Origin of the sequence: Bacillus sp. EKM202B (genome assembly GCF_011066025.1) — a bacterium.
Taxonomy (GTDB): Bacteria; Bacillota; Bacilli; order Bacillales; family Bacillaceae_G; genus Bacillus_A; species Bacillus_A toyonensis.
Genome location: NZ_JAAMNK010000008.1, coordinates 152540 through 167204, shown reverse-complemented (window position 1 = coordinate 167204; position 14665 = coordinate 152540). Strand labels below are relative to the sequence as shown.

Annotated in this window: 7 protein-coding genes and 1 pseudogene; 7 read left to right on the top strand and 1 reads right to left on the bottom strand. The window is 31.7% G+C overall.

Translation table 11 applies throughout. From position 1 onward, the window contains the following. Window positions 1-447 precede the first annotated feature (447 nt). On the top strand, window positions 448-3102 hold the full coding sequence (locus G9F74_RS12960; RefSeq protein WP_033668519.1) for a M4 family metallopeptidase: 2655 nt from the start codon (window positions 448-450) through the stop codon (window positions 3100-3102). Between the two features lie 432 nt (window positions 3103-3534). Here G9F74_RS12960 and G9F74_RS12955 read toward each other — a convergent pair. Further along, window positions 3535-4762: pseudogene (locus G9F74_RS12955) on the bottom strand (AraC family transcriptional regulator). A 581-nt stretch (window positions 4763-5343) separates the two neighbouring features. Between G9F74_RS12955 and G9F74_RS12950 the strand changes: the two are divergent. The 6 genes from G9F74_RS12950 (at window position 5344) to G9F74_RS12925 (ending at window position 14602) form a co-directional block, all read left to right on the top strand. Beyond that, window positions 5344-7005: a SpaA isopeptide-forming pilin-related protein gene (locus G9F74_RS12950; protein ID WP_016108471.1), complete on the top strand. Its 1662-nt coding sequence runs from the start codon at window positions 5344-5346 to the stop codon at window positions 7003-7005. A gap of 92 nt (window positions 7006-7097) precedes the next feature. Beyond that, entirely contained in the window at window positions 7098-7910 is an 813-nt protein-coding gene (locus G9F74_RS12945) for a class C sortase (protein WP_080119775.1), read from the top strand. Between the two features lie 147 nt (window positions 7911-8057). Beyond that, window positions 8058-9728, top strand: coding sequence for a SpaA isopeptide-forming pilin-related protein (locus G9F74_RS12940; protein ID WP_097855251.1), 1671 nt, complete (start codon window positions 8058-8060; stop codon window positions 9726-9728). A gap of 395 nt (window positions 9729-10123) precedes the next feature. Beyond that, complete coding sequence (locus G9F74_RS12935) at window positions 10124-10687, top strand: class I SAM-dependent methyltransferase (RefSeq protein ID WP_016108474.1); 564 nt, start codon at window positions 10124-10126, stop codon at window positions 10685-10687. Window positions 10688-10872: 185 nt separating this feature from the next. Beyond that, window positions 10873-11352 (top strand): SRPBCC family protein, encoded by a 480-nt coding sequence (locus tag G9F74_RS12930; protein WP_000879008.1) that lies wholly within the window; start codon window positions 10873-10875, stop codon window positions 11350-11352. A gap of 79 nt (window positions 11353-11431) precedes the next feature. After that, window positions 11432-14602 (top strand): ATP-binding cassette domain-containing protein, encoded by a 3171-nt coding sequence (locus G9F74_RS12925; protein ID WP_016108475.1) that lies wholly within the window; start codon window positions 11432-11434, stop codon window positions 14600-14602. The last annotated feature ends 63 nt before the right edge of the window (window positions 14603-14665 follow it).

The following is a 14665-nucleotide window of genomic DNA, read 5'->3' as shown; positions in this document are numbered from 1 at the left end:
TTGATTACAGAAGTCACCTTTTTATAATATGCTTTATATCTGTAATTAATATATTGTGTTACACAATTCACTTTTATATGACTTCATTTATTGATGAAAATTAAAATAGAAAGATCTGAAAATAGAAACCTACTAAGGCTTATTTGCTATGCTAACCTTAAAAAACTCAAACTGGATCTTTAAAAAAAGAGAATTTACATGTGAAATTTAATTTATCGAATCTTATATATAGCGATGTAGTGCAACCATTATATATATCTATAAAAGAAAAGTTCATTAAAAGTAGTGATTTTTCTAGAATAACTATATTTAAATAATGAATTAACATCATTGAATTATACGATTTTGTTTAATTTTATATACTTTTTATTTTCTTTTTTTTGATACGAATGAATAGTATAATTTTTAGCAGTTTTATATTTTAGGAAATTATAAGAGGTAAATATCATGAAAAATAAAAAAGAAATAGCTATAGTTGCATTAACAACAGGATTGGCTTTAACAGCTGTAGCGCCATACGGAATAGGTCATGCAGAGGAAACAGATCAACTACAAGTTCAAATGCAGGAGGAATCGTTCCGCTCAGGTGAACTTACACAACCGTCACAAAAGGCACCAGAAAATGTAGTAAAGGATGCACTTAAGGAGAAAACAGAACAAGCGCTTTCTCCAAAGCAAGTCAATGGAGAAACAGGAGTAGATTATAAAGTCCTTCAAAAACGTGGTTCGTATGATGGGACTACACTCGTACGTATGCAGCAAACATACGAAGAAAAAGAAGTATATGGCCATCAATTAACTGCACACGTAGATAATAAGGGTGTTATTAAAAGTGTTTCAGGCGATAGCGCGCAAAATTTAAAACAAGAAGAATTGAAAAAGCCTATTAAGCTATCAAAAGAAAAAGCCAAACAATATATTTATACGAAGTACGGGAACGATATCAAGTTTATATCTGAGCCAGAAGTTAAGGAAGTTATTTTTGTTGATGAAAATAATGGACAAGCTTCAAATGCATATCAAGTTACATTTACTGCTGCAACACCAAGCTATGTATCTGGAACTTACTTAGTGAATGCCGATAATGGTGAAATGTTGAAGAATATGGTACAAGAATCAGGTTTAAAAGTAAGTGAAGAGTATGTTGAACCTTTAAAGGAAAGTAGAAAAAACAATTTCGTATCACTAACTGGAACAGGAAAAGATGATTTAGGTATAACTCGCACTTTTGGTATTTCTGAACAAAGTAATGGGAAATATTCGCTTGCTGATTACACAAGAGGGCAAGGAATTGAGACATATGATGTAAATTATAGAGATATTACAAATGAAGAAAAATATTATCCTGGTATATTAGTATCTAGCACTTCACCAACATTTACTGATCCAAAGGCGGTAAGTGCTCATTTTTTAGCAACAAAGGTATATGATTTTTACAAAGATAAATACAAGCGCAATAGTTTTGATAATAAGGGAAAAAAAGTAGTATCAGTTGTACATGCATGGGATTCTGGAGGAACAAATAACCCTAAAAATTGGGAGAATGCATTTAGTGCTAATATTAATAATATTAGTATGCTTATATATGGTGACCCCATGGTGAAAGCGTTCGATATAGTGGGCCATGAATTTACACATGCGGTTACCTCTAGCGAATCTAACCTTGAATTTTTCGGAGAATCTGGTGCAATTAACGAAGCGTTATCTGATATTATGGGAACGGCTATTGAGAAATACATAAATAACGGGGAATTTAACTGGACAACAGGAGAACAAACTGGATCGGTTTTCCGTAATATGAAAAATCCATCTTCAATCAATTATTCAAATGGAGTACCATATCCAGATGATTATAGTAAATATAATGATTTAAATGGAGAGGATAATGGAGGCATTCATTTCAACTCAAGTATTATTAATAAAGTTGCGTATTTAATTGCTCAAGGTGGTACTCATAACGGTGTAACTGTAAATGGTATTGGTGAAGATAAAATGTTTGATATTTTCTACTATGCAAATACTGATGAATTGAACATGACTTCTAATTTCTCAGAATTGAGATTAGCGTGCCTTAAAGTTGCAACAAACAAATATGGAGCGAACTCAATTGAGGTTCAAGCGGTCCAAAAAGCTTTTGATGCAGCAAAAATTAAGGGAGCAGTGACAGAAAACGAAAAAACTGCCGAAAACCAAGTCCCAGAGTTAACTGTACCGTCTACAATTACATTACATGTAGGTGACACGTTTGACCCGATGAGAAATGTAACAGCTGCTGATAAAGAAGATGGTAATTTAACAACTAGAGTACAGCATAAAGGTGATGTAGATACATCTAAACCAGGTAAATACATTGTGGACTACTTGGTTGTCGATTCCCAAGGGGGTAATGCAACGGCTACGCAGACTGTAATTGTAGAGGAAAATGGAGAAATATTAGATATAGAGCCTAAATTAACAGTGCCTGTTGGAGTGACTATTAATGTAGGAGATTCATTTGTTCCAATGACAGAAGTGTTAGCTATTGATAAAGAAGATGGCGATCTTACTTCTAAAGTAAAAGTAGATGGTAAAGTAGATACATCTAAAGCTGGTACTTACGTATTAACATACACAGTTACCGACTCTAAAGGTCATGAAGTAACTGCGAAACAAACTGTAACGGTTAAAGTTAGAGAAGAAGTTAAAAATGAAAAACCAATACTAAAAGTACCTGCTACAACTACAATTAATGAGAATGATCAATTTGACCCAATGGTAGGAGTATCAGCTACTAATAAAAAGAATGATGACCTTACTTCTAAAGTAAAAGTAGATGGTAAAGTAGATACATCTAAAGCTGATACTTATGAAATAATATATAGTGTCAGAGATTCCGTAGGTAATGAGGTAAAGGCAATACAAAAAGTACTAGTGAAAGATAAAGACACTAGCAAAGCTAATGGTCTTGCTAGTAATAGTAATTATGATAAAAAAGAATATACATATAAAGAGCTTCCAAAAACGGGTGCAAGTACAACTAACAGTGCAATAATGGGCATGTTGATGGTTATTGCAGCAACAGTACTCACTTTGGTTCGTAAATGTAGAAAGATACAAAAATAATGGCAGGCATAGGCATCATTCATTTGAAGAAAAGAATTCATAATCCAGAAAAAATAAAGTGAAAAATAAGTAAAACAAAAAAGGCAGTTTGTCTTAAGCGTAAATTATATTATTGGTACCGAAGGGCGAATATCACTAACTGAAAAATAGTTTGGCTTTTTTTTACACACAATAATTTTTAGATGAAGTTTTTACTTACTAAGATGTTAGTAGCTAAGTGGTACATTTGGCTTCCATAAAACTTTGCGCTTGGATGTGATTCTGTCTACAGAAATATATTACGTAAAAAACACGTTACTATTCTCATTAAAAATAGTAACGTGTTTTTGTTGTTTAAAAATAGCCTGAATCGTAAAGTTCATGAATGTTAGAGTAGTTTTAAATAGCCATTCATTAATTACTGAAAACACTTTGTATTAATGGAAGTTTCACCTATATGACAAGATGAGATTTCCGGTATTTACCAGGTGTTTCGTTAGTGAATTTTTTAAAAATTTTAGTGAAGTAGCTTTGATCAGTAAAATTGAGTGAAGCACAGATGTCAGATAAAGAATAGGTTGTAAAAGTTAATAATTTCTTTGCTTCTTCGATTCGTTCACGCTGAATATATTCACTTAATGAAATACCAACTTCTTTTTTAAATAATATAGATAAATAATCCGAATTCACGTTTGAAAATGTAGCAAGTTGTTTAACAGATATTGGATTGTAAATATTTTTGAAAATGTAGTTTTTGCAAATAGCAATAGTCTGTGAATGTTGCTGTGTTTTTTGTGCCTTCACACGGTCTGCAAAAGTACAGAAAACATTTTTTAATAAATGCCAAACAGATTCTTTGTCTTTTAAATTTTCTGTTCTTTGGATGTGTAGATCATAAATCTTGTAAGCAATCCCGGATGGAAGCCCTCCTTTTATCGCATATCTAGTAGCGAGTGTAATGGATGAAATACAAATGTTTTTATGTCTTCTTAATTGATGGAATGAAGGTAAGGATGAAAGAATCTCTTGTTGAAATACATAATAATATTTGAGTACTGTTTCTTTATCCCCGTTTTCTATAGCTCCAAGTAGTTGTTGCTCTAAATACAAATTATGACAGATAGATTCGTTATTTTGCATTGAAATATATACATCTTCGTTTAAGATACTGCTATGACTTACATGAAATGAGTCACTTTTATTTGCAAATGTACTTACATTTGCAAATTTTTTTATAAAGAATGTTATGGAACAAAATCGTCATATTTACAAAGAAATATTGATCTTTGAGTGACAATGAAAAGTAATAGTCTCTTGTTTTTTTATAATTCGGCATAAAATGAAAGCTGCTATCCGTTTCGTTTTTAGAAAAGCTTACATCTGTTACAGGTCCAATAATAACAGTGCCGTTCACCATATAATCGCTCTTTATGTGAATTAAAATGAAGTGCCCTAGATGTTGGTGAGTCCTGAAGATGGGAGAATTATATGAATCATTTCTCTGATAAAGCATATGTAACTGTTCTATTTTTGATGTATACAATGAAAGTGAATCATTTTTTGATGTAAAAGCTAAAAGAATATTTTTGTTGCAATCTAAAAAACAAACTGGAACTTCAAAAGATTGGAAAAACATATTGCAAATGTACTCTATCTCAACTAGACTGAGCTTTTTAGTCATATTCTTCCTCCTTACAGTTGTGCGTGATAGTTGAATAAACACATATTCCTTTTTTCATAAGTAGAAACGGAAAAACTTTATCAATAAAAATTATAAACTTCTAAGAATAATACCATAATTTAACATGAATAGCACATATTATTTGAATATACAGGTAATAGTTTTGGGGAGTAGCATAAAATATGAATCATCACACTTATTTGCTAGTTACTGCTAACATGTATCAAAAAATGTTTAAGATTGGATTCAAATAGAGATAAGAGGGGGAGATTAACGAATTGGCGCCTAAGTAATTAGTAAAAATTAGCGATGAAAGCTACTATGTAACAATAATAATTATTTTTGAAGTAGAGACATAAGTGAAATGTAGGAGAGAAAATTACATATATCATACGGGGAGACGACGTAATAGTAGAAATAAGAACAGTGAATAAGTGATTGTAAACAATGGGGTGTGGGGACAACTATGTTTTATGTTATTCGTTCAAGGCTAATACTTTGTACACAATTTTATTTTTAGATGGTAATAGTAAAAAATAGATTTTTAAAATGATAGAAGTAGTAAAGGGGATAATAGAGAAATGAAAAAAATATTAAGTGTGCTTCTAGTTGTATTCTTAACATTTTCAGCGTGGTCTAATGAATTAGTAAAGGCAGCTTCACCAACCAAAGGTTCTTTAACAATTCATAAGTACGAACAAGAAAAAGAGGGAACAACAGGAGTAGAAGGTGATGGTTCCGCAAATCAAGAGGTGCCAACAAATGTGAAGCCGTTAAAAGGTGTAACGTTTGAAGTAAAAAAGGTTGCATCGTTTGAAAAAATTTCAAATGATGGGAAAATCGTGAAAGAAGATGTGAAACCTGTAACGGGGGCAACTCCATCTCAAGTAGTAACTGATGATAACGGACAAGCTGTATTAAAAGATCTTCCGCTAGGACGTTATGAAGTGAAAGAGGTGGCAGGCCCTCCACATGTTAACCTAAATCCAAATACGTATACAGTAGATATTCCATTAACGAATAAAGAGGGTAAGGTGTTAAACTATGATGTTCATATGTATCCAAAAAATGAGATTAAACGCGGTGCAGTTGATTTAATAAAAACTGGTGCAAACGATAAAGCATTAGCGGGTGCAGCATTCTCTGTATTTAAAAAAGATGGAACAGAAGTGAAAAAAGATTTAGTAACGGATGCTAATGGTCATATTCGTGTGCAAGGATTAGAGTATGGAGAATACTATTTCCAAGAAACAAAAGCTCCGAAAGGCTATGTAATAGATCCAACTAAACGCGAGTTTTTTATTAAGAACTCAGGAACAATTAATGAAGATGGAACAATTACTTCTGGTACAGTAGTTAAAGTAGAATTGAAAAACTATGAAGAACCAACTATTGATAAAAAGATTAATGGTAATTTGGAAGCGTTACCAATAAATCCGTTAACTAATTACAATTATGATATTAAAACATTAATTCCAGAAGACATTAAAGAATACAAAAAATATGTGGTAACAGATACTTTGGACAATCGATTAGTGATGCAAGGAAAGCCAATCGTGAAGATTGATGGAGCGGAAGTAAATGCAAGCGTTGTAGATGTAGCTGTAGAAGGTCAAAAAGTAACAGCTACAGTAAAAGATTTTACAAAATTAGATGGTAAAAAAGAATTTCATTTACAAATTAAATCACAAGTAAAAGAAGGAGTACCATCTAGTTCGGAAATTTTAAATATAGCAAAAATTGATTTTACAAATAAAAATGATGTAATTGGAGAAAAAGAATCTAAACCAGTAGTTGTTGTTCCGACAACTGGAATTATTGAGTTATCAAAAATTGATGGTGATAATAAGAAGAAATTAAAAGGTGCAGAGTTTGTACTTAAAGATAAAAATGGGAAAATAGTTGTTGTAGCAGGAAAAGAAGTAATAGGTGTATCAGATGAAAATGGTGTTATTAAGTGGTCTAACATTCCATACGGAGACTATCAAATTTTTGAAACAAAAGCACCAACATATACAAAAGAAGATGGTAAAACAGCTTCTTATCAATTATTAAAAGACCCAATTGATGTAAAGGTTAGCGAAAATAATCAAACGGTTAAATTAACGATAGAAAATAATAAAAGTGGATGGATTCTTCCAGTAACCGGTGGTATAGGAACGACTCTTTTTACTGTACTAGGCCTTACGTTAATGGTTACAGCAGCGTTTGTTTTCTTTAGAAAAAAATTTGCTAATAAATAAAGTTTTAGGAACATGTAACCATGTGATGTGAAAAGGGGAGAAGCAAAATGCTTTCCTCTTTTCGATATTTTAGTATATACAGAGGTGGAAATATGAAACGAAATCTTTTTTTAGGAGGTATTTTTTTATTTGGATTAGGTATTTTTTTATATCCTACTATTAGTAATTGGTTGGCGACTCGTGCTCATTATTCTGAGATTAGTTCTTATGATAAGAAGATTAAAGCGCTACAAAAGAAAGAAATTGAACGTAGGGAAAAAGAAGCAGCCGACTATAATAAACAAGTTCAAACTTCCACGAAAACATTTGCAGATCCATTTGCTGAGGAAAATAGAAATCAACAAGCGTATGCCGATGCGTTAAATTTAGGTGATGTAATGGGGTATATTGAAATATCGAAAATTAAAATAAAACTGCCAATCTATCAAGGTACCTCTGAAGAAGTATTGAGTCGGGGGATAGGTCATTTAGATTATTTGTCACTCCCGGTAGGTGGTGAGAATACGCACACTATTTTAACCGGACATCGTGGTTTACCATCAGCAAAGTTATTTTCAGATTTAGATAAGTTAAGTGAAGGAGATCTTTTTTATATTCACTCTTTAGACAAAATTCTTGCTTATAAAGTAGATCAAATTAAAGTAGTTTTACCACACGAAACGGACGATTTGAAAATTGTGGAAAATAAAGATTATACAACATTAATTACATGTACGCCTTATGGAGTAAATACAAATAGATTGCTCGTTCGAGGTGAGCGTGTAGAGTTCAACCAGAAAGAAAAACAAGAAATAAGTACAGAGGTATTTATGTTTAATAAGTGGACGGTAATAGTTGTAATAGTTCCAATCCTATTGTTATGTGCGTTTCTAGTCGTAATTTATAAGAAAAAAATAACTAGATAAATTGCATGTATCCCGCAATAACGGGCAGTGGATCCATTAATTTAGGGATAAGTAAGGAAGGTATAGAAGGGATGAAGTAAATCCACACTGATTAATGTTCACTTTTTTTGACAGTAGAAAAATACGGTAAAGGTGGGAACAAGGAAATTGAGGCTACGATTAAAGCTGGTAAGTATTCATTTAATGGTTTTGTTAATGATATGTGTAAGTTTTGTCATATATGTACCAAAAGAAGTTTATGGATCCACGGTAGACTTAAAAGGTTTAGGTGACATATCGCGTTATAATGCAGTTATCTTTGGTAACCATAAAGCAGTTGGTGGAGACGTTGAAGGTGCAATCGCAGTTCAAGGTGATATGGATGCATCAGGTTATACGATTGTAGGTGCAGCGGCAGGTACATCTAATATAGCTGGCGAAAAATGGAGTGATGAAGGATATCCGTCCTTGTTATTGTCTGGAAAATTTAAAAAATCAAGAGATGAATCTTTTATCATTCAAAACGGAATAGTCGTTATGACAAAAGAGAGTGATCCAGATCGTACAATACAATCTTCTTATGATCGTATTGTTTTTAAAGAAAAACAAGAAATTGATGCGAAATTTAATGAGTTCCGTAACATAGTGAACCAAGTCAATCAAAATGCAGGTCAATATAAAACGAATACCTCAATTCCAAATATGAGTTTTGGTATCGGAAAAGAGATAAACAATCCTAATATTTATGTTTCATCAGAATTGACAGGGAAAATAAATTTAGAAATAAGAGATGTATTTTTACCCAATGCTAAGGACAAAGATTTTATTGTTATGTACTCGGATGCAAGAGAGGTTACATTTAAAAATGGGTCTATTCTATATGACACGAATAATATAGGAAGGGCTACAGAGATAATTCCTACATCACAACCCTATTCTCCAGATTCACCGTTTACTGAGCTATATGGGAAAGTGATTTGGGTATTTCCTAATGCGAAACAAATCACAGCAGAGGGGTATGGTGTTGTTGGAAGTGTATTTGCTCCAAATGCTGTATTAGAAACAAAAGGCGGCTCAATTAATGGACAAGCATTTGTCGGTGCAGTGCAACAAACTGGTGGATTCGAATTTCACAATTTCAAATTTAACTGGAAACATTGGAACAAGCCTAGTACAGGAAAAATAAAAATAAAAAAAGTAGATAGTAATAATGATGATAAAAAATTAGTGGGAGCAAAGTTTTATATAGAAGATTCAAACGGAAAAGTAGTTGGGGAGTTAATAACAGAGGAAAAAGGAGAAACGATATCTAAAGATTTACCAATAGGAAACTATAGCCTAGTGGAAATAGAAGCGCCTAAAGGTTATGAATTATTGAAAGATAAAGTAGCTGTAAAAGTAGAAAAAGATAAAGTAATAGAAATGAAAATAGGAAATAAGAAATTGCCAGATCCGGGTGGGAAAATTGAAATTGAGAAAGTTGATGACAAGGATATCAATTTAAAACTAAAAGGTGCTGTATTTCAAGTGTTAAATAAAGAAGGGAAAGAAATTGCTAGATTAACAACAGATGAAAAAGGAAAGGTGATTTCCAGGCAATTAGTACTAGGAAAATATACGATTAAAGAAATAAAAGCACCAAATGGATATATGTTACTTAGAGATCCAATAGAGGTAGAAATTACAGAGGCAGTAAGGACACAAAAAATAACAGTAAAAAATGCGAAGAATAATTGGATGATTCCTAATACTGGTGGCAGCGGTACAACAATTTTTTATGTGGTTGGTATTTTGGTAATGTTTGGTGTGTTATATTTCTCTAAGAAAAATCATGTGTAAATAGTTATGAAAACAGTATATATAATGAACTGTTTTCATAAAATTAGACAGATTTTGCATTAGACAATTTTAATGGCATGAATTCGGTATTGTACCGGGCTCATGCTACTGAATTTCCCCTTAATTCGTTTGTTGTGATAATAATCATTATATTTTTATGACGTTTAACAATTCATTTTTTCGCTAAAGTACCACATAACGGAATAATAGAAAAGTTACATTCGACTGAATGGTTTTATTTAATAAATCCAATTTGCTTCTTAGTTCATTCGGAAACAACTTTAAACTTTTCTTTCATATTAGAGGAGGGATATATGTTTCTTAATTTGTTGAAGCAGGAAAGGTTATAGTAAACATAGAATATATTAATAAATCAAAATGTTTACGGGGTGAAAATGATGGTAATAAAACAAGATGAAATTAAAGTAGTAGTTGGAGCTGGAGTGTTTAATAATAATCCAGGTTGGATTCAAACGCAAGAAGAAGAACTTAATTTACTAGACAATACCACTTGGGAAGAAAGATTTGAATACAATTCCATTTCAGCTATTTTAGTTGAGCACGTATGGGAACATCTTACGTTTGAAGAAGGTGTAAAAGCAGCTGAAATTTGTTATGAATTTTTAAAACCATCAGGTCATATTCGATGCGGCGTCCCTGATGCATTTTTTCCGGATGAAACATACCAAAATATAGTTCAAATAGGCGGACCTGGGCCGAAAGATCATCCTGCTGCAAGTCATAAAATAGTTCATAATTACAAAACATTAACGAAAATGTTTGAAACGGCTGGATTTGAGGTAGTTCTACTTGAGTATTGTGATGAAAATGGTCAATTTTATTACAACGACTGGGATGCGAATGACGGGGTTATTTTCCGTTCGAAAAGGTATGATTCTAGGAATCGAGGCGATAAACTTGGTTTTCCATCGTTAATTGTTGACGCAATTAAAAGATAAGTCATTCAAATAAAGTAGGTATTAGTTCATGAGCCGCAAATGCGGCTTTTTTATTTATAATAAATCAATTTTCAAAATGTCATCTACACATTAAATTAATATTTAGTTGCCATATAGATTTTTTTTATGTATAAATTCGTGTAAAATAAGAACATATATTCTGCGCGAGAGTGAGGGGAATAAATATGTTAGCTGAGATAGAGAAACAATCTAATGGGTATATTGTAAAATTTCAACGCCAATTTCCTTATACGATAGAGGAAGTTTGGTCTGTGTTAACTGAAAACAGTAAGCTTAAAAAATGGATGTCTAATTTGCAGATTGAAAACCTTAAAACAGGTGGAATGATAAAGTTCGATATGATGGATGGTTCATTTTTAAATATTGATATTTTAGAGTGTCAACTAAATGCAGTACTTGAATTCAAATGGGATAAAGATCGTGTCCGATTTGAAATACATAAAGCAGGAAATGGATCCCTATTACTTCTTAAAGAATTCATTCATGAATTAACAGATCATACACCGAAAGATATTGCTGGTTGGCATATTTGTTTAGAACTTTTTTCTTCCGTGTTAGAAGGAAAAGAGAAAGAATTTCCAAAAGATGAGTGGCAACAATGGTTTGAAAAATACAAGGTCAAGATTCATGAACTGAAAGGATAATTACATAATAGGTAATATTAATTATGTAATTATTATATTATAAAAATGATTTTTTAAGAAGATAAGAATAGAGGTTAATATGAAAGTAAATCAATTAATTGCAAATAACATAAATAAATTAGATGCAACTATACCATTTAATAAATCGTTTGGAATTGCTGGTTTATCTGGATCAGGTAAAACAACTTTTTGCCAAACAATTGGTGAAGAGTCAAAAAAACGATTAGTTTCTTTATTACCAAAGGCTGAATATCAATATTTATTTCCTAACATTATGGAAACAAATTTTAGTGCTATTAAGATGGAAGAAATGCCATTAGTACTTTTTCTAGGAAAATCATCGATTTCGTCTAATCCGCGTTCAACGATTGGTACTCATACTGGTGTTTTTACAGCGGTTCGGGAAAAACTTGCTGAAGTATTTAATCTTTCTCCAGAGGTCTTTTCATTTAATAATCAACTAGGCTGGTGTACTGGTTGTAAAGGTCGTGGTACTACAAAAAATGTTGAGTGTAAAAAATGTAAGGGAAAACGTTATAGTGAAGAAATTGAACAATATGAAATTGATTTGTTCGCTAATCCGCATTCAATTTCAAATATTAATGATTTAAGTGTTGAATCTATTCTTTCACTAGCAAAAGAATTAAATATTAGTGAAGAAAAACAGCATATACTGCAAAATATTATTAATATGAACATTGGCTATTTAACATTAAATCGAATTATGGGTACGTTGTCAGGTGGAGAATTAACACGACTTTACTTAGCTGAATTCATGGCAGTAAGTGAAAATGCAGTAATTATTATTGATGAGATTTCTGTGGGGCTTGATCACGTAACATTATTACAAATATTAGAAGAGATCAAAAAATTAGGGTGCAAAAATCAAATTTGGCTCATTGATCATTCAGATACAGTACTGGATACAACTGATGAGCAATTATTCTTTGGACCTGGTAGTGGAAAATATGGCGGGAAAATTGTGAAAGAATCACCAAGGCCAAAGCCATTACTATCAGAACGAAATAACGAAATGCCAACAGAATATTATACATTCCATGAATTATATTGTCGAAATATCCAAATGACTAAGTTTCAGATTCCTAAAAATAGACTTGTAACTGTTACAGGGGAATCAGGATGTGGAAAATCTACACTTGTTAATGAATGTATCGCTAAAGATTTTCAAAAGCGATATCCAAAAGACAAACTTGTTATGGTAGGACAAGATCGCAATCAGTCAATTACAAGTCGATCAACCGTTGCTACTTTCCTTGATATTAAAAAGAAACTGACAAAGTATAGTGAAGAAATTGATGATATTTTTGAACGTTCAATTGAGGATATTATTGATGACCTTCCAAATGAAGATATCGCATATAAGCGCTTGAGTTTACTAATCAAATTAGGACTCGGCTATTTAACATTAGAAAGAAAAACACAAACATTATCAACAGGTGAGTTTCAATGTGTTCATTTAGTGTCGGAGTTATTTGCCAACACAAGAAACCCACATACTTTATTTATTTTTGATGAGCCTTCAAAAGGTTTATCACAAAATATTTTAAATCAATTTATAGATAGTGTCAGAGGGATTTTACAAGATGAATCAGTCTCAATCATAATGATTGAACATAATAGTTACATGCTAGAAAGTTCGGATTACATTGTTGATTTTGGGAAAAGACAGCTTGAATCTGTAGAACATCTTGATGTTATTAGTCATAATGATTATTATCGTCAAAAGAGTAGTGTGAAAAAGGCTGCGCAAATACATATTTCTTCAACGCTAAAGTGTAAAGAAGGAATTCACTATGTAAAAGAAAATCATAATAACTATTTTAAAAATGCTGAAAACGTTTATAAGGGTGGTATTTTAAAAAGTTTATCATCAATGGCCCGATTAATTTATGGCGAATATGAATCTGATACAATTGCACCAATAATTGCTATTGATCTTGAAAGACATTTGTATAGTCAATATAGTTTCTTATATGAGATTGGTGGATTAATTAATCAAATTATAGCTTCCCATCCAACCAATAAAGATACGAGAAGTTTTGATTTTTATTCACAGGATAATCACTGTCCGTCTTGTTCAGGTCGCCTTAAGATTGAAATCTTTAATAAAGACATTACAATACAAGATAAAAATGTTCCATTTTGGGATGGTTTATTCGATCCGGAAATCATGAAAGTATTGAAATTTTATCAATATGAAAAAATAGAATTTTTATTTGAAGAAATTAAAAATGAACTCGGTCATGATTTATCAAAGAGCTATAATGATATGTCAGAAGAGGAAAAACATACATTTTGGTACGGGTATTTTGAAAAATCATTTTATGATAAGAAAGGTAAGACACGTAGAACATGGGTAGGATTTAATACGATCATTGGTGGATATATTGTGATTTCTAAAGCAGCTATTAAAGAACAAATTAAGGAATCTAAAGAAATCATGACATGTCCAATTTGTGAGGGGACGGTTTTAAATCATCATAAATCGCTTAAGTTTGGAAACTCAGATATTCGTGAAATAATTAATCAGCCTATGGATGAAGTGTTGAACACAGTTGGTAATTTACCGGCACTCGTTAAATTGAAGTCTATAATAAGTGGAGATATGAGATTGACGGAAGATGTTTCTTTATTGCCAAGAAAAGTACAAGTTGCACTGAAAATGTTCGAATTAGAACAAGCAAGTTTTTCAAATTATGAAATAGTGTTACAAAATGTTTTACCATTCTGGGATGAAATTAAAGGGAATATAGAATCCATTAGCGCCAATAATCAAGTAACTATTTGTGATTTTTCTAATGTTTATGAAACAAGAGAAACCATTATAGATCAGTATTTCACAAATGGAAAATATAAAAAACTAACATATGTTTACGAAGCATTTGGTTACAAAAAATTAGTTACACAAATTAATAAAATTAAAAAAAGCAAACCATGTCCATTCTGTAACGGAAAGAAAGTTATAACTGAAGATAACCTACATGATGGCGTGTTTAAATTAACAATTCCATGTGTAACTTGTAATGCAAGTGGTATTAATGCTGAAGGGCTTAAAGAAATTGTTGATGGCATAGATGTGCAAACATGGTTAACTGGAACAGTTAGTGATGTTGTGGATGAAAGTTTATTAACGGAGGCCGTTGCAGAAATACCGATTTTTAATCGTATTCGTGAGTTGGATAAACGAGATATGATGGCTGTTTATGAATGTTTGGAGATTAATAAGTAAAATTTTATTAGTTTATGTGTTATTAAAACCACTAACTCAATTAATATTTAGCGTGTATTCTTA

Coding starts and splice junctions, on each gene's coding strand:
- G9F74_RS12960 (WP_033668519.1), top strand. CDS start 448: ATGAAAAATAAAAAAGAAATAGCTATAGTTGCATTAACAACAGGATTG.
- G9F74_RS12950 (WP_016108471.1), top strand. CDS start 5,344: ATGAAAAAAATATTAAGTGTGCTTCTAGTTGTATTCTTAACATTTTCA.
- G9F74_RS12945 (WP_080119775.1), top strand. CDS start 7,098: ATGAAACGAAATCTTTTTTTAGGAGGTATTTTTTTATTTGGATTAGGT.
- G9F74_RS12935 (WP_016108474.1), top strand. CDS start 10,124: ATGATGGTAATAAAACAAGATGAAATTAAAGTAGTAGTTGGAGCTGGA.
- G9F74_RS12930 (WP_000879008.1), top strand. CDS start 10,873: ATGTTAGCTGAGATAGAGAAACAATCTAATGGGTATATTGTAAAATTT.
- G9F74_RS12925 (WP_016108475.1), top strand. CDS start 11,432: ATGAAAGTAAATCAATTAATTGCAAATAACATAAATAAATTAGATGCA.